The sequence below is a fragment of the Pararhizobium qamdonense genome (genome assembly GCF_029277445.1).
Taxonomy (GTDB): domain Bacteria; phylum Pseudomonadota; class Alphaproteobacteria; order Rhizobiales; family Rhizobiaceae; genus Pararhizobium; species Pararhizobium qamdonense.
This window is the reverse complement of record NZ_CP119567.1, coordinates 273,384-299,036: the sequence shown is the minus strand read 5'-3', so window position 1 is coordinate 299,036 and position 25,653 is coordinate 273,384. Positions and strand designations below refer to the sequence as shown.

The following is a 25,653-nucleotide window of genomic DNA, read 5'->3' as shown; positions in this document are numbered from 1 at the left end:
CGGGCCGGGTTCAGACTGCCCTGGAAACCTGGCGCAGCATGCCGACGATGGCCTGATCGCGTTCGGCGTCCACCGGCAGGGTCTGTGACGACAGCTTGACGATCACGGTCTGGCTGGCCGGATCGACCCAGATCCACTGTCCGTGAATGCCGATCGCGGCCAATTCGCCCGCACCCGTTTCGTACCAGTAGTTGCGGTAGCTGCCATCTGGAAACAGCGTCGCCTGGTCGCCGTTCTTCCAGGCCTCGCGGCTGCCACCCGTCCACAGGTCATCGATGAAGGATTGCGGGATCAGACCGGCTCCCTGTTTGCGGACAAGCTCGCCCACCAGCGCAAGATCGCGCGCCGTCGCCGACATGCCGCCGGCAGCGCGTGCCGTGCCGATCCGATCGACGGTGATCATGGCGTTCGAGCCGGCGCCCATCGGCTGCCAGAGATGGTCGCTCAGCAATTTTGCCAAGCGCCCACTTGCCGCGCGCTCCACGACGATGCCGGCGAGATCGGTGTTGGGCGAGCGGTAGGCATGCTTTTCGCCGTGGTTCCAGCCGCCTTTCCCGATGCTGCAGATGAAGCTCTTCAAGTCCGGCGCCGGAATGTCCGGCCGATCCGGGTTCCAGCCGGTTGCCCGGCGGTAGCGATCGAAGCCCCCTGATGTATCGAGATAGTCTTCGACGAAATCGACGCTGATCTCCATGTCGAACAATTGCTGTACCGTCGCATCCGCATAGGCCGACCCCGCAGCCTCCGGCACATAATCCACGACGCGCTTGCCGAAGGACAGCAGGCCCTTGCCCACGAGAATTCCGGCCAGGAGTGCGGTCAGGGATTTCGACACGGAAAAGATGATATGCGGCAAGGCGGGATCGGAATGTCCGGCAGACCACTCGGCGATGATGCGGCCTTGCCGCATGACCACCAGCTCGTCGGTCTCGCTCTCAGCCAGAAATGCCGTCAGGGGCTGGGAGGTGCCATCGATGCCGGTGACATTCAGGTCCCCGAGCCCACTGAGATCAAGCGGCGGTTCTGCGGCTTTGACCTTGGCCGCAATGACCGCCGATGGCACGATTTCGCTGACATTCTCAAAAGCCCATTTCGAGAAGGGCGCGGTGCGCCAGTTTGAAAGCGTAATGTCCGAGCGCTTGAATTCCGTCACGTCCTGTCTCCTCCGTCTGCCGTCGCCAGCGCGCCGTAAAGATCCGGGCGGCGATCGCGGAACATGCCCCAGGCGGCGCGGTTGCCGGCAAGGTCTTGCCGGTCGAATGTCGCGATGAGAACGGCCTCTCCGTCACGCGGTGCGTCGGCCGCAAGCTGGCCGTCCGGTCCGGCAATGAAGGACGAGCCGTAATAGGATTGCGTCTTTCCGCCGATGGTTTCCGCGCCGATGCGGTTGGCAGCGGCCACCGGCATCATGTTGGCGGCGGCATGGCCGCGCATCACCATGCGCCAATGGTCCATCGTATCCAGGTCCGGACGTGCCGGCTCCGAGCCGATGGCGGTCGGATAGAGGATCAGTTCGGCACCCATCAGCGCCATGGCGCGGGCAGCCTCCGGAAACCACTGGTCCCAGCAGATGCCGACACCGATCGTGCCGAAGCGGGTCGGCCAGACCTTGAAGCCGGTATCACCCGGCCGGAAATAGAATTTTTCGCTGTAACCCGGACCGTCGGGAATATGGGATTTGCGGTAGACGCCCAGGATAGCGCCCGTGTCATCGATCATCGCGATGCTGTTGTAAAATGCCTGGTTCTTCTTCTCGAAGAACGAAACCGGCAGGACAATGCCAAGTTCGCGCGCGAGCGCCTGCATCGGAGCAATGACAGGATGATCCGCCAGCGCATGTGCCCTTCCAAAATGGATGGGATCCTGGGTCTGGCAGAAATACAGCCCCTCGAACAGTTCCTGCACCAGCACGATATTCGCGCCCTTGCCCGCGGCCTGATGGATCAGGCGGGACGCGGTCTCAAGATTATCCGCGAGATCGTCCGTGCAGGCGAATTGGACGACGCCCAATGTCGTCGTAGAACCGGACGCCACGGTCAATTGCCCTCAAAGCCGGTCAGGACGCTGACGGCATTAACGCCGATTTCGGCGACGGCATAGCCGCCTTCCATGACGAACAGGGTGGGGAGATTGAGACGGGCGATGCGCTCGCCGATCTTTGGGAAATCCTCGGTCTTCAGCTTGAATTTGCTGATCGGGTCCTTCTCGAACGTATCGACCCCGAGCGAAATCACCACCACGTCCGGATTGTAGGCTACCAGCTTGCCGCAGGCATCCTCCAGCGACTGGCTCCAGCGGTCCCAGTCGGTGCCGAAGCGCATGGGGTAGTTGAGATTGTAGCCTTCGCCCTCGCCCGCTCCACGCTCATCGGCATGGCCAAGGAAGTAAGGATATTCCTGCATCGGATCGGCGTGCAGGTTGATCACCTGTACGTCAGAGCGGGAATAGAAGATTTCCTGCGTGCCGTTGCCGTGGTGATAATCGACATCGAGGATCGAGACGCGCTTGGCGCCATTGTCGCGAAACCATTGCGCGGCTACGGCAGCATTGTTGATATAGCAATAGCCGCCCATAAAGCCGGCGCCGGCGTGATGACCCGGCGGGCGGCAGAGCGCAAAGGCCGCGCGCTCGCCGTCCTGAATAAGGCTGGCTGCCGTCAGCGCCACGTCATGCGAGGATTTGATCGCATCCCAGGAGCCTTCGACAATGCCGCAGCCGGCGTCGAAGGAATAATATCCAAGCAGCCCATCGATGAATTCCGGCGGCACGTCGCCACGCAGGCCGCGTGTCGGCCAGGTGAAGGGCAGCGCCGTGCCGGTGCGTCGCTCTGCGGTCCAGCGATCCCAGATTGTCGGCAAAAAGTCGAGATAGTCCTTGCGATGGATGCGCGCGGCCGTGGTCAGGTCATGCTCCTGCGGCGCAAGGATGGGGCCTAGTCCCACGGTCTTGATGCGTCCGGAGACATATTCGGCGCGTGATGTCAGCTCATAACCGGGAACGATGGCACCGGCGACCAATTCGAGCTGGTTGGCATGACCGAGATGACGCGGGGAGAAGACGGTTTTCATGAGACGATCCTGCGGACGGAAACAAAACGCACCCCGCCGCGACCGGCGGGGTGCGAGGAAAAAGAATTACTTCTGAAGCTCGGTCCAGATCTTGGTGTAGAGCTCCTGAACCTCCGGCGGGCAGGTCTGCGAGGGCACGCCGACCGAAGCGAATTCGGCGGGGATATCGATTTCCGGTGCGCCCTTCATATCGGCGGGCATGAAGTCGCCGGACCCGGCGATGCCGTTGGCATAGCGATGGAACCCGGAATTCATCCCGGCATTCTGCGGATCCATCATGAAGTTCTGGAAGAGTTTTGCATTTTCGACGTTCTTTGCGTCTTTCAGAACGGCAAGATTGTCGCTCCAGTTGACGAAGCCTTCCTTCGGATAGCCGAATTTGATGGCAGGATTGGCCAGGCGCTGGCGGAAGGCCGAGCCGTTCCAGTCGCTGGACGCGGCAAAGTCGCCCGATCCCATTTTCTGGATAGTGCCGTATTCCATCGCCACCCAGTTGGGCTTGGCCTTTACCAGCGTATCGCGCACCTTCTTGAGGATCGCGAGGTCGCCGGTGCACTTCTTGCCGCCATTGTAGAGCACGGCTGCGTCGATGACATCCGTCATTTCCGGAACGACGTTGACCTTGCCTTTCAGCTCGTCCGGCGTGTCGAAGACGATGCCCCAGGTGTTGATGTCACCCTTGTAGACATCCGTATTGACGACGACGCCAACGATGCCCATGGCCCACGGAACGGTGTATTTGCGGCCTGGATCGAATTCAGGATTCTGCCATTCCTTGGCGACGTGGCTAAAATTTTCCATCTTGCCCGGATCGGTTTCCAGAAACAGACCTTCCGAAATCCAGATCGGGATATAGTTCTGCGACGGCACGACCATGTCGAAGCCGGAGCCGCCCTGGCGAACCTTGGCGAGTGCCGTGTCGTTGGAATCGTAGTCGGTGATCGTCACCTTGACCTTGTACTGGTCCTCGAATTTCTTGATCATTTCGGGGCTGGTATAATTGCCCCAGTTGTAGATGTTGAGTTCGCCTTCGGCCCGGGCAAGGCCGGTGGAGGCGAGAAGTGCGGCCGTGACCGCCATGATCATCCGTTTCATGATGTTGTTCCCTTTTCTTTCGTTAGACACGTTTTCTGTTGACGATGAAGAACACGGTGACGACACAGACCGACAGGAACAGGAACAGCGTCGAGATCGCGTTCATTTCCGGCGTGATGGAGCGGCGGATCTGGCCGAGCATGTAGGTCGGCAAAGTGTCCTGCCCGGCCGACTTGACGAATTCGGTGATGACGACGTCGTCGAGCGAAATCACGAAGGCCAGCATGAACCCGGCGAGAATGCCGGGCCAGAGCAAGGGCAGGGTAACATAGCGGAAGGCTTTCCAGGGCGTTGCATAGAGATCGGCAGCCGCCTTTTCAAGCGTCAGGTCCATATTCTCCAGCCGCGCCCGGATCGGCAGATAGGCGAACGGGATGCAGAAGGCCGTATGGGCGGCGATCAGATAGCCCAGGCCGGAATAACCGGTCCAGATCTTGATGCGCGCAAAGAAGATCAAGAGAGCCACCGCCGTGACGATCTCCGGGATCATCAGGGGCTGGTTGATGAAGGCATATTTCAGCGTCAGCCCGCGATAGGCCTCCGTACGCGTCGTTGCCAGCGCCGCCATGGTCGCGGCAATGGTGGCGACCACAGCGGCAAACGAGGCGATCTGCAGCGAGCGGATGGAGGCGTCGATGACCTGCTGGTTTTGAAAGGCCTTGGTGAACCAGCGCAGCGAAATTCCGTCAAAGGATGCCAGCGATTCGCCCGCATTGAATGAATAGAACACCAGGACGGCGATCGGCAGATAAAGCGCAAAGAAGCAGGCCATCGCAATGGTGGTGAAACCGCGCTGACGCCGGATGGAAAATGTCTTAGCCATGCCGGCTTCCTTGCGATCCCGCATTGCGGACATAGACGAGCAGCGCCGCCATGACGATCAGCATCAGCGTGATCGACAGCGCCGAGCCGAGCGGCCAGTTCCGGCCCTGGCCGAACTGCAGCTCGATTAGATTGCCAAGCATCATGTTCTTGCCGCCGCCCAGAATGCTCGGCGTCACATAGGCGCCGAGCGCCGGGATGAAAACGAGGATCGAACCGGCGATGACGCCGGGCTTGACCAGCGGAAAGATGATTTTCCGCAGCACCCGGAAGGGTGTCGCATAGAGATCATATGCCGCTTCCACCAACCGGAAATCCAGCTTTTCCATGCTGGCATACAGCGGCAGAACCATCAGCGGCAGATAGACATACACCATGCCCGTCAGGATCGCGCCATCGGTGAAGAGCATCTGGATGGGCCGCGCAATGAGGCTGGCCTTCAGCATCAGTCCGTTGACCAGCCCTTCATTGCGGATGATTTCGAGGATCGCGAATGTGCGGATCAGCAGGTTGGTCCAGAAGGGAATGGTGATCAGAAACAGCCAGAGCTCACGGGTCTTTTCCGGCCGGGTGGCAATGAAATAGGCGGTGGGGAAACCAACCAGCAGGGTCAAGACCGTCGTTGCCAGGGAGAGCATGACGGAGCGCATGAAGATCGAGACATGCGCATCGGCAAGCGTGACGGTGCCGTCGAAAATGTCCTTGTTGAGGACGACGCCGAGCCAGCCATCCAGCGAGGGCAGCCATTGCACGTCACCATAGGGGCCGGGCGTCAGGAAGGAATAGACAAGAACGATCAGCAACGGGCCTGTCGATGCGAGGAGGATGATCAGCAGGGCGGGAAGCGAGAGCAGCCACCGTTTCCGGATATCCCTGCTTTTTTCCGCTTCGATCGTCCCTGGCAGGTCAGTCATCTCAGTTCCTCAACACCCGGGCGGCATTGGCTTCGAGCGCAATGCCGACCATGTCGCCCTGGCTGAAGCGCGCGCTCTGCAACGGCTTGTTCTGCTCGCGCAGGGTAAACACCGTTTCGCCGTCGGAAAGACGGACGTGGTAATGCGTATCGGTTCCGAAATAGACGACGTTTTCGAGCGTCCCAGTCATCTGGCTGGCACCGGCGCGGTCCGGCGCACAAAGCGTCGCATGTTCTGGGCGCAGCACCACCGTCACCTCGCCTTCGGCGTGGAAATCCCGCGGAACCGTTGCCGATATGCGGCCGGCAACTGGCGTATCGACCTCGGCGATACCATCCGTCACCGCGCTGATCCGGCCTTTCAGGAAATTGGTCTCGCCGATGAAATCGGCGACGAAACGGTCTGCCGGAGCGTCATAGATCTCTCTGGGATTGCCGACCTGCAGGATTTTTCCCGACGACATCACCGCGATGCGGTCCGACATGGTCAGCGCCTCTTCCTGGTCATGGGTGACGAAGATGAAGGTGATCCCGGTTTCCGCCTGCAGACGTTTCAGTTCGATCTGCATGTCCTTGCGCAGCTTGTAGTCGAGCGCGGACAGCGGCTCGTCCAGCAAAAGAACCTTCGGCTGCGGCGCCAAGGCCCGGGCAAGCGCAACACGCTGCTGCTGTCCGCCGGAAATCTGGCTCGTGCGGCGGCCGGCCAGCGCTTCCATGCGCACCAGCTTGAGCATGGCATCGACCCGGTCCTTGATCTCCTGCTTCGGCTTGCCGAGCATGGTGAGACCAAAGCCGATATTTTCCGCCACCGTCATATGCGGAAACAGTGCGTAGCTCTGGAAAACCGTGTTGATGGGCCGCTTGAACGGCGGCATGGCGGCGATATTTTCGCCATTCAGCATGATCTCGCCGGATGTCGGATATTCAAATCCGGCAATCAGCCGCAACAGCGTGGTCTTGCCGCATCCGGACGGTCCCAGAAGCGTAAAAAACTCGTTTTGCCGGATTGATACCGATGTCTGATCGACGGCGGCGAACGCAAACTCGCCAAAGCCGAATATCTTAGAAACATGGCGTATTTCGACCGCGTTCAATTCCGCCATATGCGGCACACTACCCGTTGCATGAAGCTGCTGTTCCCGCCTTTTTGGCTTTGTGCTAGGTGACCACAGCGGCCTCGCGTTGACAACAGCATTCTTGATATTTTGATCTAAAAATCATCGGGATGAGAAACTGATACGCCCGCCGCAAATTGTGGTGGTGGGCCGGATCGTCTGCAACTCAGCTACGGCTACGGCCTCGATATCACCATTCAGCACGACAATATCGGCGAGATAGCCAGCGCGGACCATGCCCTTGCGATCCTCCTTGAACTCGGCATATGCGCCTTCGACGCAATAGGCGGAAAGCGCTTCCTCAAGCGAAAACGACTGGTCCGGGTCGCTTTCAGCCCAGCGCTTGCGGGTCACGGCAGCCTCTATGCCGATGATCGGGTCGATCGGCGATACCGGCCAATCGGAGGCAAAGCAGATATGTGCGCCGGCATCCTTGAGCGTGCGCCAGGCATAGCTGACAGGCCAGCGGTCCCGGCCGATGCGCGATACGGTCGGCTCCAGCGGCACGCCGGCGCAGCCCGGCGGATGCGGAGGCTGCATCGAGGCGATGACGCCGAGTTGCGCAAACCGGGCGATGTCATCGGGGTGCACGACTTCGATATGCTCGATGCGATGCCGGCTGTCGCGGGTGCCATTTTGGACACGCGCGGCCTCGTAGCCGTCAAGCACCGCCCGCACGGCGCCATCGCCGATCGCGTGAACCGCGATCTGCAGACCGCGCCGGTCGGCCTCCACAGCGACATCGCGAAACGTTTCGGGCGTGAAAAGGCCTTCGCCGCAATCTCCGGGCTTGTCGGCATAGGGCTCGACCATCACGGCGGTCCAGCTGTCGAGCACGCCATCGTAGAAGACCTTGACGATGCCGGATGACAGCCAGTCACTGTTAAAGCGGCGGGCGAGTTCGGAGGCTTTCTCAAGCATGTCGATCGACATGAAATTCTTGAAATGGAACGGAATGATCACCCGGCACGGCAGGCTGCCATCCTCTTTCTCGATCGCGGCAAGAAGCTCTAGTTGATAGAGATTTCCGTCCATGTTCTGGATGGTGGTAATGCCGTGGCGGGAGCAATAATCGAGACCACGCCGCATCACGGCGATATCCTGTGCCCATTCGGCGTCGTTGGGATAGGGGTCTGGCTCGCCGCCGGTGGACAGGCCAAGGCGGTAGCGATCGAAACCGCCGGCGGCCTGCAGCGGGCTGAAGGCCTCCATTTCCCGCAGCTCCCCTGTCGCCAGGCCATCGGACCCGACCACGACCTCATTGCCAGGGCCAAGCTCTGCGCCGTGCACCATGTCGACCAGTTCCAGCGCCTTGGTATTGGCCCAGGCCGTATGATGATCGGGTGCGAAGAGAACCAATGGCTGGTCAGCCAGGATCGCATCGAGATGATGGCGCGTCAGCCGCTCGTCACCGAGGATCGTATAATCCGCGCCCTGTGCAAAGAGGACCTTCTCGGCGGTCCGCGTCTGCGCGTAGGCTTGGACGGCGTGCGTCAGCGCGGCCAGTCCGCTGATACCGGCGAGTTGCAGATGGTCGAGTTCGGCGGCGCCTGAAAACAGGTGCATGTGATTTTCGGAGAAACCGGGAAGCACCGTCCCGCCGGCAGCATCGATCACCTCGGTGCCCGCGCCGCGAAATGCTTCCATCTGTGCAGCCGTGCCGACGGCCAGGATATGACCGGCAGCGATCGCCACCGCCTCGGCCCGGGGCCGCTCCTCATCCAGCGTCAGAACACGGGCATTGAGGATGATGATATCGGCGGTCTGCGTCATGATGCTACTCGCTGCTTGCTTTTTAAGACGTTGCGCGAGCTAAGCCGATCCGGCTGCGCAATTCAACCGGGGTAAAACTCTTTCCTCACCATCCGTCCGACAGCACGCGCTCGAGCATATCGGCAAAGAAATCAGCGCTCTGCTTCGACAGGCACAGCGGCGGCTTGATCTTCAACACGTTCAGATAATCGCCGGTCGGCTGCATGATGACGCCGAGTTGCAGCAGCCGGTCGCAGATTGCCGCCGTTTCGGCGGTGGCCGGCGCAAGCGTTTCGCGGTCCCGCACGAATTCCAGCCCGAGATAAAGGCCCATGCCATGCACGGCGCCGACAAGCGGAAAGCGTTGTCCCAGCGCCTCCAGACGGCGCTTCAGATGATCGCCGACGCTACGGGCATTCTCCTGCAGGCCTTCGTCGCGCATGATATCGAGCACCGTCATGCCGACGACCGAACTTACCGGACTGCCGCCGGCGGAGGAGAAGAAATAGCCTTCCTTCTCCAGCGCATCGGCGATCGCCCTGGTGGTGATGACGGCGCCAAGGGGATGGCCGTTGCCCATCCCCTTGGCGACCGTGATGATATCGGGGACCACGCCCTGCTCTTCAAAGCCCCAAAAATGGTGCCCGAGGCGGCCATAGCCGACCTGGACCTCATCGGCGATGCAGACGCCACCGCGCGCGCGGACCCTCGCGTAGATGTCCTTCAGATAGCCCGGTGGTAGCGGGATGCCGCCGGCATTGCCGTAGACACATTCGCAGATGAAACCGGCCAGCCCCTTGCCGTCGCGATCAAGCGTGTCCAGCACCGGCTGGACAGCTTCGACATAGGCTGCGGTCGAACCCTCCCCGCGAAAAGGGCCGCGATAGGTGTTGGGCGCCATGACCGGATGGACCCAGTCCGGCCGGGTGGTCAACGCCTGCGGATTGTCGGCAATCGAGGTGGAGACCGCATCGCTGGCAACCGACCAGCCGTGATAGCCCTCCAGCAGGCACAGCATGTTGCGTGCGCCTGAGGCTGCCCAGGCAAGCCGCAGCGCCAGATCATTGGCTTCCGAGCCGCTGTTGACCAGAAACACCGTATCGAGCCCATCCGGCGCAAGCTCTGCCAACCGCGCGGAAAAATCGGCGACGGAGGCATAGTGAAACCGGGAATTGGTGTTCAGCCGAAGCCATTGCCGGTGCACGGCACCGGCAAGACGGGGATGGCCATGGCCAAGGATCGTGACATTGTTGACCATGTCGAGATAGGCGCGGCCTTCGACATCGACCATGTGTTCGCGCAAGCCGCGCTCGATCTGCGGCGGCGTCTCGTAATAATTCTTCTGCGGCCTGGCAAAATGGCTCTGGCGGCGCGACAGAAGCGCTGCGCTCTCAGGCACCGGTGCGTCGCAATCAAAGCCCAGCAGCCTTGCCGGTGACGGGCAAAGCTCCAGCCATGCGGCAGCATGATCCGGCGGCACGAAAGGCGGCGGCACCAGTTCCTTGTCGCGGCAGAGCTGGACGCGCAGCACGCTGTTGTCTCCAGGCGGACCTGCAACCAGGCCCAGCGGCTGGCCGGGATGGATGAAGTCGTCCGGACCCGGCAGGGCATCGATCCCAGCCAGATGCAGGGCGGCATCCCGCCCAAGCAGGATCAGGCCGCCATCAGTCAGTTTCAAAATGCCGCTGAACGGCGCCAATACGTTTGTGCCCGCCGGGAGCAGCAGATCGACATGAAGGGCACATGTCGGCGCGGGTGCCGGCGAAATGAGCGCGGTCCGCGTCAGCCGGTATTCGCCATACCGGGTCGAGACACCATCATTTTCGGCGGATGCCGCCAAAAACAGCTGGTCTTCGAGACCCGGCTGCGGCCACGCAACGCCATCGAACAGCGCGCTTTGGCTGTTCAGCTCAAGCACGGCAATCCCGGATATGTCGATTTCCGGCAAGAGCTGTTCACCGGTGATGACAGGCTGCAAATCGCGGGGCTGGCCAAGAGCCTGCAGGATCGCGATTTCCATAACGGATGAAGGCACAGAGACCGCGACATCGAAAATTTGCCGTTCGTGGCTGATATTGCCGGCAACATAAGCATTGTCCGGATCAAGCGCCAGTTGCTGCTCGCTGCTGGCCACCAGCACTGCGGCCCGCGCCACGATCAACGGCCAGAGCGCGCGCAGTTCCGCGCCGTTCAGCGGATAGACCTCGTGGAACGCCTTGACCGCCGGCAGGATGATGCCGGGATCGCCATCGGCATGATGCAAAAGCGAGGCGCAGGTAACGGCGAGATCGGCAACAAGCCAGCCGTCGATGACATCGCCGAAATCGATCACGCCGTCCGGTATCAGCTGGCCGGCGTCATTGGGCAGGCTGACGACATTGTCGTCGGTGACGTCGTGATGGATTGCTTGCTGCCTCAGCTCCGGCTTCAGGCCATCCAGACGGCGCATGGCCGCGTCCATCTCCCGGCCGATGCGCGCTTTGCGGTCCGCGTCCTTTACTGCCGACAGGAGATGGCTGACCACCGGTGCGGCGTTACGCAGATCCCATTGCAGGTCGCGCGACAGGCCGGGATGCGTGAAATCCGCAAGTGCCAGCGCCAGTTTGCCGCCGAGCGCGCCGAGTGCGGCGACCGTCGCCACCGGCAAATGCTTGCGCTGCGTCAGCGGTTGTCCGTCGATATAATCGAGCAGACGGATTTGATAGGCTTCACCGCGCACGGTGGCGAACAGGATCTCGGCACCATCTGAGGCCGCCACAAGCCTTGGAACGCGTGGTGCTCCGGCCTTGCCTGCGATATGGCGCATCGCAGCGTTCTGGGCTTCCAGCTCCAGGGTGGCATAATCGGCGCGGCAGATCTTGAGGACGAAGCGGCCGTTTTCCGTATCGATACGGTAGTTCCGGTCCTGCTGGCTGCCGAGTTCCACGATCGGCCCCGACAGGCCGTAATGGGCCGCAAACAGGACGCTTGCATCCCTGGCATTCACATCAGGCCGCGACAATTCCGTCCGCCGCAAAAACGCATGTTCCAATCTCTTGCCCCCCGGAATCAGATTGCCGGCAGATTGGCACACCCTTGTACGAACGCGAATGACAAATCAGTGCGTTCTGACGGGAAGTTTGCCGCAGACACGAAAATGCCCGCAGCAAGGGCCACGGGCATTTTGGGAAACGTCGCTGGAGGTAGCGTTGCGCGGTATTAGCGAGCGACCGAGGCGCGAGCGATGCTGTGGATATCGGCGCGGTCGATGCCGAGGTCGCGCAATTCGCGGCTGGTCATGCGGCCGAGTTCGGTGACCGTCTGGCGGTACTTGCGCCAATTGTTGAAAGAGCGTGCTACGTTCATGATAATCCCCTTTCCAAGGGCTTTGCGGGCCCGGCCATTCAGCGGCGCCGTTGTCGTTCTGATGCGCTGTGTATAAGCCTCCCGATTATGGAGTAACAGCGCCAATACTTCAGGACACCCATGCATCCGCTGCATGGTCAACTATCAGCGCGCAGAGCGCGCTGGCAGACTGATCGCTGAAACCGATTCTGACTGGGCAGCGGCGCATCCCCGGACAAGTGACACGATCCCTTCAAGCCGATGGAACTTTCCCATCTGCGCCACGTTTGCGCAGATGAGGTAAACAGGAGTAAATGACATGCTCGCAAAGTTTTCTTATCTCGCATTCGGATTTACGCTCGGCGCCGCTCTCCTATTGTCGCTGGCGACGTTCGACAATACCGTCGCACTCTCGAAAACGAGCCGCCTGAACAGCACGGTCACACATGGATCAGCGCATGGCTTTGGCTCGGCACCAGCCGATTTTGCCATGGAACGGTTTGGGTAAAATCTTGCTGTAGAAAACACGCAGCTAGTCGCGCCCAGAGGTGGACGCGACGTAGACGTCATCATGTTCTTTCAGACCGCTCTTCCCAGCCGAAAGAACTAGGACAATACGACCCGCTGCATCGAGAGAAAGAGCCCCTTTAATTCCGGCTCGCGCACACGCCGCGCTGCCTCGACGCAGGATACCCATTCTGTCTGCCGCTGGCCTTTCTCCCGAAACACATCGCAGCTTTCTTTCACATTCAGCAGATGGACCTGAACGCAGCATGGCGCCCGCTGGCCGTTGTCGAGTGTTTTCAGATAGGTGAAATATCCGAGCGGCTTCTTCTTAGCCTTGCCGCGCACGCCCGCTTCCTCGAAAGCCTCGATCGCCGCGACCTCATGCGGCTTTTTGCCCGCCATCGGCCAGCCCTTGGGAATGATCCAGCGGCCACTGTCACGGCTCGTTACCAACAGCACTTCGAACCTGCCGCTATCGGCGCGCACGCGATAACAGAGTGCCGCAAATTGCTCCCGGATGCGCTCGCGGAAGAGCGCATTGGTAAAGGGCACCAGTTCCGACAGAAACGTGCCGGACTTTTTCGGCAATTTTTTCAGCGCACTTCCCATGGTGCTTAACCGCCCCTGATCGAGGTGCGCCAGACCAGATCGGCATGCAGACGCACCGTATGGTGCTCGGGCTCGGGCGTCTCCGATACCAGCCAGGACACGGCCTCGCGGGCAATCATGTCCACGGGCTGCGCGAATGTCGTCAATCCATAGGATGACCAGGAAGCCTGTTCGATATCGTCGAAACCGGCGACGCAGATCTGATCGGGAACGGACATGGAAAATTGATGCCGGGCAGCATCCATGAAGCCGCAGGCAAGCAGGTCGGTCGCGCAGAACACCGCGTCTGGACGTTCCTTGCGGGTCAAAAGCTGCTGGGCAACGACCCGGCCGCTTTCATAACCGGTATGGCCGAACCGCTCGACGATCACATCCATGCCAAGAGCCTTTGCCGCGGCGACGAAACCGTGCTCGCGCGCCATCAGGCTCGGCGTTCCCGCCTGCGAATTGGCAAAAGCGAGCCTGCGGCAACCGGCGCGCACAAAGGCGGTGGCAATGCGGGCTGCTGCATCGGCGTCATCCAGGTTGATCTTCAGCGGCCCTTCCCGGTCATCATCGCGATTGATCAGCACCAAGCGCTGGCCGTTCTTCAGACAGAGGTCGGTGATCGACTTGTCCGGCAGGCCGGACAGGATGATCGAGGCATCGGCGCGGTAGCGGATCGCCTGCCTCAACGCCAGATCGACGCTGCCGTCCGACCGGTCCGTGTTGATCAGCATCGCCACCTTGCCGGAATTTTGCAGCTGCTGGGTCAGCGCCCGCAGCAGCGCCGAGCGATAGGGCGTACCGATTTCCGAGACGATCAGGCAGACGATACCGCTTTCATTGCGCATGAGCCCGCGTGCGAGATGATTGACGTGATAGCCAAGCGCTTCCGCAGCATCGAGCACCTTTTGCCGTGTCTTCGGCGATACGCTGGCGCCAGACGTAAAGGTGCGGGAAACCGCAGAACGCGAAACGCCCGCTTTTTCAGCCACTTCCTGGGCACTGACGAATAGTTTCTGCGACACCGGACACTCCACCCTGAAGCAACAATCTGCACAATTTTGCAATTGCGTGCAAGCGTTCGATCCGCCGAATTATGACAGTTTTGTGAAGAATTTGTTTGACAGCGGTTTTCATCTCATGCAGCATTTGCACACGCTTGCAAAAAGCGAGCAGCGTGGAGGCGCTGCTTCAACAGGAGGAAATTTCATGGGTTCACGATATCTTGCCGTCGCGGCACTGGCCGCCGGAACGACACTCTCAGCTTTTTCGGCCCATGCGGCCGGCGGCCTCAACCTGATCTGCTCGGCCGATGTGGTCATTTGCGAGCAGATGAAGGGTGACTTCGAGAAGGCGCATGGCGACATCAAGGTCAACATGGTCCGCCTCTCGTCCGGCGAGACCTATGCCAAGATCCGTGCCGAGGCGCGCAACCCGAAGACCGATATCTGGTGGGCTGGCACCGGCGATCCGCACCTGCAGGCGGCATCGGAAAACCTGACCCTGGAATACAAATCGCCCATGCTCGACCAGTTGCAGGATTGGGCCAAAAAACAGGCGGAAAGCTCCGGCTACAAGACGGTCGGCGTCTATGCCGGCGCACTCGGCTGGGGTTACAATACCGAGATTTTCAAGGCCAAGGGCTTCAAGGAGCCGAAATGCTGGGCTGATCTTCTCGACCCGGCATTCAAGGGCGAAATCCAGATCGCCAACCCGAACTCGTCGGGTACCGCGTATACGGCACTGGCATCCCTGGTGCAGATCATGGGCGAAGATCAGGCCTATGATTATCTGAAGAAGCTGAACGCCAATATCTCGCAATATACCAAGTCTGGCTCCGCCCCGGTCAAGGCGGCCGCACGCGGCGAAACGGCGATCGGCATCGTCTTCATGCATGATGCGGTCGCCCAGACGGCCGAAGGCTTCCCGGTCAAGTCGGTCGCACCTTGCGAAGGCACCGGTTACGAGATCGGCTCGATGTCGATCGTCAAGGGCGCCAAGAACCTCGACAATGCCAAGACCTGGTACGACTGGGCCCTGCAGCCGGACGTGCAGTCGCGCATGAAGGATGCGAAATCCTTCCAGCTTCCGTCCAACAAGACGGCTGAGATCCCCAAGGAAGCGCCGCGCTTCGAGGACATCAAGCTGATCGACTACGACTTCAAGACCTATGGCGATCCGGCCAAGCGCAAGGAACTGCTCGAGCGCTGGGACCGCGAGATCAGCGCCAACGCCAACTAAAGGGGAACTGGCCGTTCCGGGCATTTCGTGTCCCGGGCGGCTTAAAGTTTCTGCCGGCCGGGGATCGCGCAACCCTCCACAGATTGCGGCGCGGTCTTCGGCCAACCATCATTCCATCTTTGACATCATGAAAAGGCGCGAGGATCGTCATGGACCATCGCAACCGCAGACTGGATATTGTCCTCGCACTGGGGATCGCGGCGTTTATTCTCGTTCCGTGGTACCGGATCGAGGGCGGCTTCCTCGGCTTTGGCTGGCTTTCGGGTTTTCCGTCTGAGGCTTCCGTCGCGCCCGGCATCCTGCAGATCCTCGGCTTTGGCCGCTGGTGGCTCGGCGTCGCCGCCGCCGTCATGGCGGCCGCCGTCGCAGCACGCTTCATTGCTGATCCGATGCGGCGCGGAACCGTGCTTGCCATAGCTGGGGCGCTTGGCGTCCTTTTCCTGACGTTTCAGGGTCTGGCAATCGGCTTTTCCGGCTGGTCCTGGACGGTCAGCGAAACCCTGTTTGGCGCCCTGGCCGACGGTCAGCCGTCGATGGGGGCCGGCGCAGTTCTGTCGGCTTTTGCTTTCGTGCTGATCTTTTCCTTTGGCCTTGCCGAACGCGGCGTCATGAAGGGCGATGCTTTCGTGGTCGCCTCCATCGCCATCCTGGTCTTTCTTGTTGCGATCTTCGTGTTCTATCCGGTCGGCAGCATGCTGGTCGGCGCGTTCCAGGATTTCGACGGCTCGTTCAATCCGGATGGCTTTACCCGCAACATCCAGGACAATTCGATCTGGAGCCTCGGTTGCGTGGTTGGCGGCGAGCGCTGCGGCGTCGCCTGGCGCACGCTCTGGCTGGCGCTGATGACGGCCGGCGGCTCGACCATCATGGGGCTTGCGTTTGCGCTGGTTGCCACCCGCACGCGCTTTCCCTTCAAGAAGGGCCTGCGGCTTTTGACCGTGCTGCCGATCATTACCCCGCCCTTCGTCATCGGCCTTGCGCTCACCCTGCTGTTCGGCCGCGCCGGCGTCATCACCGAAAGCCTGTCCAACCTGTTCGGCATCGAGCCCGGCCGCTGGCTTTATGGCCTGACTGGCATCTGGATCGCCCAGGTCCTGTCATTCACGCCGATTTCGTTCCTGGTGCTCATAGGCGTCGTTGAGGGCGTCAGCCCTTCCATGGAGGAAGCGTCCCAGACGCTGCGGGCCGACCGCTGGCGTACCTTCTGGCACGTATCGCTGCCATTGATGAAGCCGGGCATCGCCAACGCCTTTCTGATCGGCTTTATCGAAAGCATGGCTGATTTCGGCAATCCGCTGGTGCTCGGCGGCAGTCATGGCGTGCTTTCGACAGAAATATTCTTTGCCGTGGTCGGCTCGCAGAACGATCCGTCGCGCGCCGCCGTGCTCGCCATCATCCTGCTGTGCTTCACGCTGACGGCTTTCCTTGCGCAGCGCTACTGGCTGTCCGGCAAGAATTTCGCCACCGTGACCGGCAAGGGTGACAGCGGTTCGCATATCGCACTGCCCCGCTCGATCTCCATTGCCGTGCACGCCATGGTCATCCCGTGGATGATCTTCACCGTCGTGATCTACGGCATGATCCTGTTCGGCGGCTTCGTGAAGACATGGGGTCTGGACAATTCGCTGACGCTCGAACATTACGCCCGCGCCTTCTCCGTCGAAATGCGCGATGGAGCGCTCGCCTGGACCGGCGTTGCCTGGAATTCCTTCTGGACGACGATCGAGATTGCGTTGATCTCGGCGCCGCTGACGGCGGCGGTCGGGTTGCTGACCGCCTATCTGATCGTCCGCCAGAAATTTGCCGGCCGCAACGTGTTCGAATTCGCCCTGATGATGAGCTTTGCCATTCCGGGTACGGTCATCGGCATCAGCTACATCATGGCCTTCAACTTGCCGCCATTGGAAATGACCGGCACGGCGCTGATCCTGATTGCCTGCTTCGTGTTCCGCAACATGCCGGTCGGCGTGCGCGGTGGCGTGGCGGCGATGAGCCAGCTTGACAAGAGCCTTGACGAAGCATCGCTCACCCTGCGCGCCACCAGCTTCCGCACGATCCGCAAGGTCATCCTGCCGTTGCTCAGGCCCGCGATCACCGCCGCACTGGTCTATTCCTTCGTGCGGGCGATTACCTCCATCAGCGCCGTCATCTTTCTTGTCAGCGCCCAGTACAATATGGCGACCTCCTATATTGTCGGCCTTGTCGAAAACGGCGAATACGGCGTGGCAATCGCCTATTCCTCCATGCTGATCGTGGTGATGATCGTCGTTATCGCCGGCTTCCAGCTTCTCGTCGGGGAACGCCGGCTGCGGCGCGAAAATCGCGTGGCCGGCATCACCACAGCCCCTTCCCTTTCCCTCGGTCAGGAGAAAACCGTATGATCACCCCCCGCTCCGGCTCGGTCGTCTTTCAAAATATCAAGAAGCAGTTCGGCGCCTTTACCGCCATTCACGACCTGTCGCTGACCATCGAGCCCGGCCAGCTTGTCACGCTGCTCGGTCCCTCCGGCTGCGGCAAGACCACGACGTTGCGCATGCTGGCCGGCCTTGAACATCCAAGCGCAGGCCGGATCCTGATCGGCGGCAAGGATGTCACCATGCTGCCGGCCAACGAGCGCGACGTTTCGATGGTGTTTCAGTCCTATGCGCTGTTTCCGCATATGAGCTCGCTCGACAACGTGGCCTACGGCCTGGAATCGTCCGGCCTGAAGAAAAAGGAGGCGCGGGAAAAGGCGGAAGAAGGCCTGAAGCTCGTCGGCCTTGCGGGCATGGGCGCGCGGCTGCCCGCTGAGCTTTCGGGCGGCCAGCAGCAGCGCGTTGCCGTTGCCCGTGCGCTGGTGCTCGAGCCCCAGGTTCTTTTGCTCGACGAGCCGTTGTCCAACCTCGACGCCCGGCTGCGCCGCCAGGTGCGCACCGAAATCCGCGACCTGCAGCAGCGTCTTGGCTTTACCGCCGTCTACGTCACCCATGACCAGGACGAGGCGCTTGCCGTGTCCGACCGGATCGTCATCATGAAGGACGGGGTGATTGCCCAGGAAGGCTCGCCGCGCGATCTCTACGAGGCGCCGGCTTCGGCCTTCATTGCCGATTTCATGGGCGAAGCCAATGTGGTTGCCTGTGACGTCATCAGTGTCGATGGCGCCGACGCCACCATCCGCATCGGTGCGCTCGAACATCGCGTTCCCAGCCGCAATGCCCGGCCCGGACCGGCAAAGCTTGCCGTGCGCCCGAATTCGATCACGCTCGAGCCGGCATCGGGGGCCGCCTTCCCGGGCCAGATCACCCATTCCGCCTATCTTGGCGACCATGTGGAATACGAGGTAGAGACAAGCACGGGCAGGCTTTTCGTCGTCGATCCGGCCGTCGAGCGTGCGCTTGCACCATCGACGGAAGTCGCCATCGGTTTCAAGGGACGCGGCATCGCCATCATCAACGGCTGAGCCACACGATATTACAAAAGGACCATTCCATGACATCGCAGATATCCGGGCTCGACGTGCGCTTTGCCCTGGCACAGGCCATCGCCAAGGAAGCCGGCAGCGTCGCACTCGATTATTACAACAGGCGCGAGACGCTGGTGATCGAAACCAAACGCGACCTGCAGGACGTCGTCTCCATTGCCGACCGCGAGGTGGAAAACCTCATTCGCGCCCGCGTTGCCGAAGCCCATCCCGGCGACGGGTTCCTGGGGGAGGAATATGGGCTTGCCCGTGGCGATAGCGGTTATACCTGGGTGGTCGATCCGATCGACGGCACCAGCCCCTTCGTCAACGGCATGCCGAACTGGTGCGTCTCCATCGCCGTTTTGCACAATGACGAGCCGGTGATCGGCGTCATCTGCGCGCCCTGCCATGACGAGCTTTATGCGAGCGCAAGCGGCAGGGGCGCGACGCTCAACGGCCGCGTTCTCACCCTCGATCCCTCCCGCACCATCCGCAATGCCGTCACCGGCATCGGCGCCAACAATTATGTGACGCCGGCCTTCGTCGGCAAGATGGTCGAGGATCTCCTGGAAGCGGGCGGCAACTTTATCCGCAACGGTTCCGGCGCGTTGATGCTTGCCTACGTCGCCGCCGGCCGCCTCGTCGGCTATTACGAGCCCTATATGCATGCCTGGGATTGCCTTGCCGGCTATTGCCTCGTCAAGGAAGCGGGCGGCTGGTACCACCCGTTCCCTGTGGAGGGCGAACAGCTAACCAAGGGTTCGCCCGTTCTGGCCACGGCACCCGGCGCACGGGAAGACCTGATGAAGATCGCCGGTCTCTGAACGTATCACATGGGGCTTATGCCCTCCGGCGGCGCCATCACTCTCATCTTACGGCGTGGCGCTGCCGGTTGGCAAAGCGCGGGCGGCCGCGCTCAAAAGATCGGTCTGGGATATCAGCCCCAGAATACGATGCTCGCTATCGATCACGATGACGGCATGGGCGTGTCCGTCCGTCAGAACCGGCAGCAAGGAGAATGCCGGATCGGTGTCCGGCGCGGTTGCCGCTTTCGACAGGATTTCGCCGACACGCGTTGCCGGACGGAAAAGTTCGCGCAAACCGACCGTGCCCGCCAGCCTGCCGTCCGCGTCCTTCACCGGCAGCGTGCGGATATTGTGCTTCAACAGCAGCGCACGCGCCTCAGTGGGATCGGCATCGGCATTGATCGCGATGACGTCACGCGACATGATGTCGGCGCAGCGGATATCACCATGGGCGCGGATGACTGCCTGAAGCTCGACCTGCTGCAGCAGGCGGCTGAGATCCCCCCGGTCGATGTCGAAGGTCTCGTCGAACGCTGCAAGGGCCGCGTCCAGATCTTCCTCGCGGAAACCGGCGCGCAAGGATGCCGGCGGGTCCGCGGTCCTGTGGGTATTGACCGGTGCGATGGTCGCGAGATGCGGGTAGTTGCGCCTTGCAAGCTTGTGAAACAGCAGGCCGAGCGCCACCAGGATGCAGGAATTCAGGCCGACCGGCACGAAGGGAAACAGCAGCCCCCAACCGGCAACCACCGGTCCACCGAGCACGGCGGTGAGCGCCGCAGCGCCGCCCGGCGGATGCAGGCAGCGCGCCAGGGACATCGCGGCAATCGCCAGCGCGACGCCGACACCGGAGGCGATGACCGGATCGCGGATCAGCGAGGCGGTGATGATGCCCACTAGCGCCGAAATCGTGTTGCCGCCGATGATCGACCAGGGCTGCGCGAGCGGGCTGGCCGGGACCGCAAACAGAAGCACGGCGGACGCCCCCATCGGCGCCACGATCAAGGGCAGATGCGGGCCTTGCCCGAGCAGATAGCTGCTGATGAGGCCGGTCAGGCCGATGCCGATCAAAGCGCCGACGCAGGCAATCAGCCGCTCACGCAAGGTGGCGCCGGCGAGAATGGGCACGAACATCCGAAAACGGCCGTCCGGCTTTGGCTTTGGGGGATTGGACATCGGAAACCGGGCACGCCGAAAGACGGAAACGGGTGGCGGCGCGCGCGTCATCCCGTGTCCCGGCTATAGGAAAATCGGCCGCAAAGCGCAACGCCAAACGAAGGCCGCCCTTTTCTGACAGAGGAGACGGCCAGCTTCCCGGCCGTCTCAATGTGCCTAGTTCTGTTTGGCGGCCTCGGCGAAGAACCCTTCGGGACTATCGACCTCGACCAGCTTCTTCCTGTCGATCAACCAGAACCGGTTGGCGACAGCGCGGACGAAGCTTCGATCATGCGACACGAACAGGCAGCTCGTCTGCTGCGCCATCAGTTCCGCCTCCAGCGCCTCCTGCCCATCGATATCGAGATGGTTGGTCGGTTCGTCCAGGAGGTAGAAGTTGGGATTGGTGAGCCGCAGGATCAGCATGCCGAGCCGCGCCTTCTGGCCGCCGGAGAGCTGACCGACCGGGCGGGCCTGAAGCTCGATCGACATTCCGGCTCCGGCCAGAAGCGCCCGCGCCCGCTGGTCGCCGATGTCGAACCGGCGGATGATCGTCGCCATCGGCGTTTCAGCCGGGCGAAGATCGGCCAAGGCCTGGTCGCCATAGCCGAGAACCAGCGATGGTGTCGCCTTGATGCCCTCCTGCGCCGTCTCCGGCAGTTCGACCGCCTTGCGCAGCATCATGACCAGTCGGGTCTTGCCCGCCCCATTGGCGCCCAGAAGCACGATCCGGTCGCCCTGGCAGACGAATTGCTTGCCTGTTTTAAACAGCTGCGTGCCATCCGGGGTCTGCACTGCGGCATCCTCCAGGGTGATGAGCACCTTGGCATGGGTGCCGCGATTGGCGAGCCTGATCGCACCGGCCGACCGCTGCAGATAGGCGGGTTTGGCGGCGTCCTCGAGCTTGTCGGCCCGCTGCTTCAACTGCTTGGTCTTGACGACGAGCAGATCGCTGCCGGAATTGATGCCGATATTGTTGAGCTTGGCCGCCTGCTTGCGCAATTGCCCGGCGGCCTTGATATCGCGCTGATAGCGGCGCTCATCGGCAGCATCCGCCTCGTCGAGCGCGACCCGCGCCCGCGTATATGGCAACGGAAAAATCTGCGACTGCTCGGCGCGCAAAAAGAGCGTGCGATTGGTCACGGCGTCGAGAAAGGCCCGGTCGTGGCTGGCGATGATGACGGGAACGTCACGCGGCAGGGCATTCAGCCATGCCTCAAGCATCGCGATCTTGCCGAGATCGAGATGGTTGGTCGGCTCGTCCAGCATCAGCACATCCGGCTCGGTCACCCAGACGCGGGCGAGCATGGCGATGCGCTGCCAGCCGCCGCTCAGCTGTGCCAGCGGCCGTTGCCGCAGCGCCTCGGGCACATCGAGTTCCTCCAGCACCACATCGACACGCCAGCTCTCGCTCTCCTGCTGATCCGCAGAGAGTGCGTCGAGGACGGCGTTGTAAAACGTCAGGTCGAAAAGGCGTGGCGGGACATTCTGCTCGACATAGCCGACCGTGAGGCTGCGAGCCTTGGTGATCTCGCCTTCGGTTGCCTCCAGCGCACCCGAAATACAGCGAAAGAGCGTCGATTTTCCACGGCCGTTGGCTGCGACAAGGCCGATACGGTCGCCGGCATTGACGACGAGATTGAGTTTCGAAAAGAGCGGACTACCCAGCACGATGCCGAGATTGCGGATGTTGATGAGGGTCATGGATCGGTCTCTGGTCTTGCCGCACGGTCATCCATCGAGGGCTCTCAGGCCATCATCGATGCGATGCGTCGCGCGCGGCGAATTGGAAAATGCAGACGGCGAAACCAACGGGATCGGCGCTGCAGTGCCACGAAGGGCAGACCAGAAGACGGTTTTTTAAGAGAAACGGACTTTGGTCAGCCCTGCAAACGCATTTGCAGGGCGTTGACGGGGCCACGCTGGCGATGGTGCCGGAAAAATGTGTTCATTGCGCAGCCCTCCTTTCTCGATAATGGCTTTCATACCATTGGATTTCGAGATGCGCAATCACGCCGCCTCGCGTGAATTGTAGACATATTTTCCATTGTGTACTTTATTGTCTATATTCTCCATGATACACAGCCGCATAACGTTCACGGAGATAACGCCCATGCAGATCGAGGAATTCACGCTCGAACGGATCCAGTCGCTCTACGAAAACCTGGTGGAGTATAATCTCTCCGATAGCGGCGTTCATCCCTATTCGCTGAAGGAATTGCTGACGCCCGATCAGCTGCTTGGCCTGCATGAGGTGGAGCTGGGTTATGGCTGGACCAACGGCGGCGTCGAGCTGCGTGATACCATTTCCCGCCTGTACACCGGCCGCGACGGTGACAACGTCATGGTCACCAATGGTTCGGCGGAAGCGAACTTCATTCTGGTGATGACCCTTCTGGAGCCCGGCGACGAACTGGTGCTGTTCGTGCCGAACTACCTGCAGATCCGGGGATGGGCAAAGGCGCTCGGCGTCACCGTCAAGGAGATCGTGCTGCGCGAAGAACTTGGATGGCTGCCGGATCTCGACGAGGTGCGCGCCGCCGTGACGCCGAAGACCAAGATGATCAGCCTGTGCAATCCCAACAACCCGACCGGCAGCCTCCTGCCGCGTGGAACGATGGACGCACTTGTCGCGATCGCCCGCGAACACGGCGTCTACCTGCATGCCGACGAAATCTACAAGGGGTCCGAGCTGGATGTGGAGGAATCCGTCAGCTTTGCCGATCTCTACGAAAAAGCGGTGGTGACGGCGGGGCTTTCGAAAGCCATGGCGCTGCCGGGCCTGCGGCTTGGCTGGCTGGTTGGGCCTGCCAAGGAAATCTACGGCACCTGGCAGCGCAAGGATTATACCTCGATCACCACCGGTGCGCTCAGTGAACATATCGCCAATATCGTGCTGCAGCCGGCCAAACGCGCTGAAATCCTGTCGCGCAGCCGCCATCTGCTGCGGGAAAACCGGGCGCTGCTAACCGCATGGATCGAGGCGCATAACAATCTGTTTTCATACCTGCCGCCGCAGGCCGGCGGCATGGCTTTTGTCCGCTATAACAGGGAGATCAACTCCTCCGTTCTGGTCGATCGGGTCCGCGAGCAAAAGAGCGTCATGCTGGTTCCGGGCGATGTCTACGGTCTCGATGGCTATGTGCGCATCGGCATCGGGGCGCAGAAGCATCATCTGGAGGCAGGGCTTTCGCGCCTTGCAGACTTTATGAGGGCGTGACGGGATGAAGCCCGAGCTCGCCTCCTACGCCGCCGTCTGCGACGGCGTTGCCCAGCTGTTCCAGCCGTTTGTCGAGGTCGTGCTGCACGATCTTGAGACGGAGACGGCGGCGCATATTGCCGGAAATTTTTCAAAGCGCGAGGTCGGCGAGCCGTCGCTGCTGCACGAGATCGATTTCCGCCCGAGCGAACGGCTTCTCGGCCCCTATGAAAAGGTCAATTGGGACGGCCGCCGGATCAAATCGATCAGCATCATCCTGCGCGACAGCGGCGAGCGGCCAATCGCGGTGATGTGCATCAATGCCGACGTCTCGCATTTCCACGCGGTGATGCAGACATTGAGCGCCTTCGCCTCGATCCCCGTCGACCATGCCAAGCCGGCGAGCCTGTTCAAGGAGGACTGGCACGAGCGGATCAACGAATATATCCAGAACTGGACGGGATCGCGCGGGCTGATCATTGCCGGATTGAGCCGCGAGCAGAAGCAGCAGCTGGTCAAGGATCTCTCCGCCGACGGCGCCTTTGGGGGCAGAAACTCCGCTGCCTACATTTCCCGTATCCTCGGCATGGGCCGGGCGACCGTCTATAAATATCTGAACCAGAACCGGCCGGAGGACGAATGATCATCCTGTCCCGGTCACAGATCGAATCGCTGATCGATCCCGGCCGCGCGCTCACAGCCATTCAAGCCGCCTATATCGCCGCATCCGACGGCCGGGCGGTCATGCCGCCGGTCGGCTATCTCGCCTTTCCGGAAAAGGACGGCGATTGCCATATCAAATACGGTCATATCGCCGGCGATCCGAGTTTCCTCGTCAAGATCGCCGCCGGATTCTATGGCAACCCATCGATCGGGCTGCCGACATCCCACGGTGTGATGCTGGTTTTTTCGGCGCAAACTGGCGTCCTTGAAGCGATCCTGCTCGATGAGGGTTTCTTGACCGACCTGCGCACTGGTCTTGGCGGCGCCATTGCCACGCGGGCGCTTTGCCGCCCGGATGCACGGCGGGTGGCCATTATCGGAACCGGCATTCAGGCCCGCTGGCAGATCCGCTGCCTGCGCCTCGCGATGCCGGAAACGGATTTTTCGTTCACCATCTGGGGCCGGTCGCACGACAAGGCGATGGAGACGGAAACCCAACTTGCGGCGGAAGGTATCGGCGCAAGCGCGTCGCCCGATCTGGAGCGTCTTTGCGGTGACACCGATATCATCATCACCACCACACCCTCGCGGCAACCGCTGATCCGCGATGCCTGGATAAAGCCCGGCACGCATATTACCGCAATCGGCGCCGATGCACCCGACAAGCAGGAGCTGGACACGGCGCTGGTTGCCCGCGCCAACCGTCGCGTCTCAGATAGTCTCGAACAGTCTCTCGATCACGGCGAATTCTCAGCGGCGTTCCGCGCCGGGGAGATGTCTGCCGCAAGCTGCGTCGAGCTTGGAGCGGTGCTCGCTGGGACTAAGCAAGGCCGGCTCGATCGCGGCGATATCACCATCGCTGATCTTACCGGCATCGCGGTTCAGGATATCGCCATCGCCACGTCTGTTCTTGCAGCGCACCGGGATGCCAGTGTGGTTTGATCTCCGCGATTGCTCTAT

22 protein-coding genes are annotated in these 25,653 nt (G+C 61.3%); 8 read left to right on the top strand and 14 right to left on the bottom strand.

Features of this window, described 5'->3' with window-relative positions:
- Positions 1–10 precede the first annotated feature (10 nt).
- From PYR65_RS22650 to PYR65_RS22605, 10 genes are all read right to left on the bottom strand, one after another.
- Positions 11–1,153 (bottom strand): serine hydrolase domain-containing protein, encoded by a 1,143-nt coding sequence (locus tag PYR65_RS22650; protein ID WP_276121679.1) that lies wholly within the window; start codon positions 1,151–1,153, stop codon positions 11–13.
- Positions 1,150–2,034: an N-carbamoylputrescine amidase gene (aguB, locus tag PYR65_RS22645; protein WP_276121678.1), complete on the bottom strand. Its 885-nt coding sequence runs from the start codon at positions 2,032–2,034 to the stop codon at positions 1,150–1,152. The genes PYR65_RS22650 and aguB overlap by 4 nt, the downstream gene beginning before the upstream one ends.
- A 2-nt stretch (positions 2,035–2,036) precedes the next feature.
- Positions 2,037–3,068 (bottom strand): histone deacetylase family protein, encoded by a 1,032-nt coding sequence (locus PYR65_RS22640; protein WP_276121677.1) that lies wholly within the window; start codon positions 3,066–3,068, stop codon positions 2,037–2,039.
- 66 nt (positions 3,069–3,134) lie between these two features.
- Positions 3,135–4,154, bottom strand: a complete 1,020-nt coding sequence (locus PYR65_RS22635; RefSeq protein WP_200953567.1) for an extracellular solute-binding protein — start codon at positions 4,152–4,154, stop codon at positions 3,135–3,137.
- A 31-nt stretch (positions 4,155–4,185) separates the two neighbouring features.
- On the bottom strand, positions 4,186–4,986 hold the full coding sequence (locus PYR65_RS22630; RefSeq protein WP_060636702.1) for an ABC transporter permease: 801 nt from the start codon (positions 4,984–4,986) through the stop codon (positions 4,186–4,188).
- Positions 4,979–5,899, bottom strand: coding sequence for an ABC transporter permease (locus tag PYR65_RS22625; RefSeq protein ID WP_276121676.1), 921 nt, complete (start codon positions 5,897–5,899; stop codon positions 4,979–4,981). Before PYR65_RS22625 ends, PYR65_RS22630 begins: the two co-directional genes overlap by 8 nt.
- Position 5,900: 1 nt before the next feature.
- Positions 5,901–7,001 carry an ABC transporter ATP-binding protein gene (locus PYR65_RS22620; protein WP_276121675.1) on the bottom strand — a complete coding sequence of 367 codons (1,101 nt, stop codon included), beginning with the start codon at positions 6,999–7,001 and terminating at the stop codon, positions 5,901–5,903.
- Between the two features lie 114 nt (positions 7,002–7,115).
- Positions 7,116–8,786, bottom strand: coding sequence for an amidohydrolase (locus tag PYR65_RS22615; protein WP_276121674.1), 1,671 nt, complete (start codon positions 8,784–8,786; stop codon positions 7,116–7,118).
- An 85-nt stretch (positions 8,787–8,871) separates the two neighbouring features.
- Positions 8,872–11,796 carry an aminotransferase gene (locus PYR65_RS22610; protein ID WP_276121673.1) on the bottom strand — a complete coding sequence of 975 codons (2,925 nt, stop codon included), beginning with the start codon at positions 11,794–11,796 and terminating at the stop codon, positions 8,872–8,874.
- 167 nt (positions 11,797–11,963) lie between these two features.
- Positions 11,964–12,110 carry a DUF1127 domain-containing protein gene (locus PYR65_RS22605; protein WP_082546640.1) on the bottom strand — a complete coding sequence of 49 codons (147 nt, stop codon included), beginning with the start codon at positions 12,108–12,110 and terminating at the stop codon, positions 11,964–11,966.
- Between the two features lie 298 nt (positions 12,111–12,408).
- Between PYR65_RS22605 and PYR65_RS22600 the strand changes: the two genes are divergently transcribed.
- Complete coding sequence (locus PYR65_RS22600) at positions 12,409–12,597, top strand: hypothetical protein (protein WP_276121672.1); 189 nt, start codon at positions 12,409–12,411, stop codon at positions 12,595–12,597.
- A 98-nt stretch (positions 12,598–12,695) separates the two neighbouring features.
- Here the strand turns inward: PYR65_RS22600 and PYR65_RS22595 are convergent, their stop codons facing one another.
- Together PYR65_RS22595 and PYR65_RS22590 are read right to left on the bottom strand one after the other, a co-directional pair.
- Positions 12,696–13,205: an NUDIX hydrolase gene (locus PYR65_RS22595; RefSeq protein WP_276121671.1), complete on the bottom strand. Its 510-nt coding sequence runs from the start codon at positions 13,203–13,205 to the stop codon at positions 12,696–12,698.
- A 5-nt stretch (positions 13,206–13,210) separates the two neighbouring features.
- Positions 13,211–14,215 (bottom strand): LacI family DNA-binding transcriptional regulator, encoded by a 1,005-nt coding sequence (locus PYR65_RS22590; RefSeq protein WP_276121670.1) that lies wholly within the window; start codon positions 14,213–14,215, stop codon positions 13,211–13,213.
- Positions 14,216–14,399: 184 nt separating this feature from the next.
- Between PYR65_RS22590 and PYR65_RS22585 the strand changes: the two genes are divergently transcribed.
- The 4 genes from PYR65_RS22585 (at position 14,400) to PYR65_RS22570 (ending at position 19,697) form a co-directional block, all read left to right on the top strand.
- Positions 14,400–15,431, top strand: a complete 1,032-nt coding sequence (locus PYR65_RS22585) for an ABC transporter substrate-binding protein (protein WP_060636922.1) — start codon at positions 14,400–14,402, stop codon at positions 15,429–15,431.
- 149 nt (positions 15,432–15,580) lie between these two features.
- Positions 15,581–17,812, top strand: a complete 2,232-nt coding sequence (locus PYR65_RS22580) for an ABC transporter permease (protein ID WP_276121669.1) — start codon at positions 15,581–15,583, stop codon at positions 17,810–17,812.
- A complete protein-coding gene (locus tag PYR65_RS22575; protein WP_276121668.1) occupies positions 17,809–18,870 on the top strand; it encodes an ABC transporter ATP-binding protein in 1,062 nt (353 codons plus the stop codon). The genes PYR65_RS22580 and PYR65_RS22575 overlap by 4 nt, the downstream gene beginning before the upstream one ends.
- A gap of 29 nt (positions 18,871–18,899) precedes the next feature.
- Positions 18,900–19,697: an inositol monophosphatase family protein gene (locus tag PYR65_RS22570; protein WP_276121667.1), complete on the top strand. Its 798-nt coding sequence runs from the start codon at positions 18,900–18,902 to the stop codon at positions 19,695–19,697.
- 48 nt (positions 19,698–19,745) lie between these two features.
- Here PYR65_RS22570 and PYR65_RS22565 read toward each other — a convergent pair whose 3' ends face one another.
- Together PYR65_RS22565 and PYR65_RS22560 are read right to left on the bottom strand one after the other, a co-directional pair.
- Positions 19,746–20,852, bottom strand: coding sequence for an HPP family protein (locus PYR65_RS22565; protein ID WP_276121838.1), 1,107 nt, complete (start codon positions 20,850–20,852; stop codon positions 19,746–19,748).
- Positions 20,853–21,008: 156 nt separating this feature from the next.
- Positions 21,009–22,535, bottom strand: a complete 1,527-nt coding sequence (locus tag PYR65_RS22560) for an ABC-F family ATP-binding cassette domain-containing protein (protein ID WP_276121666.1) — start codon at positions 22,533–22,535, stop codon at positions 21,009–21,011.
- Between the two features lie 409 nt (positions 22,536–22,944).
- On the opposite strand from PYR65_RS22560, the gene PYR65_RS22555 reads away from it, so the two are divergent.
- The 3 genes from PYR65_RS22555 to PYR65_RS22545 are packed head-to-tail and all read left to right on the top strand — an operon-like array spanning position 22,945 to position 25,635.
- Positions 22,945–24,051, top strand: a complete 1,107-nt coding sequence (locus PYR65_RS22555; RefSeq protein WP_276121665.1) for an aminotransferase class I/II-fold pyridoxal phosphate-dependent enzyme — start codon at positions 22,945–22,947, stop codon at positions 24,049–24,051.
- 4 nt (positions 24,052–24,055) lie between these two features.
- Positions 24,056–24,673 carry a helix-turn-helix transcriptional regulator gene (locus tag PYR65_RS22550; RefSeq protein ID WP_276121664.1) on the top strand — a complete coding sequence of 206 codons (618 nt, stop codon included), beginning with the start codon at positions 24,056–24,058 and terminating at the stop codon, positions 24,671–24,673.
- Positions 24,670–25,635: an ornithine cyclodeaminase family protein gene (locus PYR65_RS22545; RefSeq protein ID WP_276121663.1), complete on the top strand. Its 966-nt coding sequence runs from the start codon at positions 24,670–24,672 to the stop codon at positions 25,633–25,635. Before PYR65_RS22550 ends, PYR65_RS22545 begins: the two co-directional genes overlap by 4 nt.
- Positions 25,636–25,653 lie beyond the last annotated feature (18 nt).

Bases quoted from the DNA above. Each gene is read 5' to 3' on its own strand.
- PYR65_RS22640 (WP_276121677.1), bottom strand. From the start codon at position 3,068: ATGAAAACCGTCTTCTCCCCGCGTCATCTCGGTCATGCCAACCAGCTC.
- PYR65_RS22635 (WP_200953567.1), bottom strand. From the start codon at position 4,154: ATGATCATGGCGGTCACGGCCGCACTTCTCGCCTCCACCGGCCTTGCC.
- PYR65_RS22630 (WP_060636702.1), bottom strand. From the start codon at position 4,986: ATGGCTAAGACATTTTCCATCCGGCGTCAGCGCGGTTTCACCACCATT.
- PYR65_RS22625 (WP_276121676.1), bottom strand. From the start codon at position 5,899: ATGACTGACCTGCCAGGGACGATCGAAGCGGAAAAAAGCAGGGATATC.
- PYR65_RS22620 (WP_276121675.1), bottom strand. From the start codon at position 7,001: ATGGCGGAATTGAACGCGGTCGAAATACGCCATGTTTCTAAGATATTC.
- PYR65_RS22615 (WP_276121674.1), bottom strand. From the start codon at position 8,786: ATGACGCAGACCGCCGATATCATCATCCTCAATGCCCGTGTTCTGACG.
- PYR65_RS22605 (WP_082546640.1), bottom strand. From the start codon at position 12,110: ATGAACGTAGCACGCTCTTTCAACAATTGGCGCAAGTACCGCCAGACG.
- PYR65_RS22600 (WP_276121672.1), top strand. From the start codon at position 12,409: ATGCTCGCAAAGTTTTCTTATCTCGCATTCGGATTTACGCTCGGCGCC.
- PYR65_RS22595 (WP_276121671.1), bottom strand. From the start codon at position 13,205: ATGGGAAGTGCGCTGAAAAAATTGCCGAAAAAGTCCGGCACGTTTCTG.
- PYR65_RS22585 (WP_060636922.1), top strand. From the start codon at position 14,400: ATGGGTTCACGATATCTTGCCGTCGCGGCACTGGCCGCCGGAACGACA.
- PYR65_RS22580 (WP_276121669.1), top strand. From the start codon at position 15,581: ATGGACCATCGCAACCGCAGACTGGATATTGTCCTCGCACTGGGGATC.
- PYR65_RS22575 (WP_276121668.1), top strand. From the start codon at position 17,809: ATGATCACCCCCCGCTCCGGCTCGGTCGTCTTTCAAAATATCAAGAAG.
- PYR65_RS22570 (WP_276121667.1), top strand. From the start codon at position 18,900: ATGACATCGCAGATATCCGGGCTCGACGTGCGCTTTGCCCTGGCACAG.
- PYR65_RS22565 (WP_276121838.1), bottom strand. From the start codon at position 20,852: ATGTCCAATCCCCCAAAGCCAAAGCCGGACGGCCGTTTTCGGATGTTC.
- PYR65_RS22560 (WP_276121666.1), bottom strand. From the start codon at position 22,535: ATGACCCTCATCAACATCCGCAATCTCGGCATCGTGCTGGGTAGTCCG.
- PYR65_RS22555 (WP_276121665.1), top strand. From the start codon at position 22,945: ATGCAGATCGAGGAATTCACGCTCGAACGGATCCAGTCGCTCTACGAA.
- PYR65_RS22550 (WP_276121664.1), top strand. From the start codon at position 24,056: ATGAAGCCCGAGCTCGCCTCCTACGCCGCCGTCTGCGACGGCGTTGCC.
- PYR65_RS22545 (WP_276121663.1), top strand. From the start codon at position 24,670: ATGATCATCCTGTCCCGGTCACAGATCGAATCGCTGATCGATCCCGGC.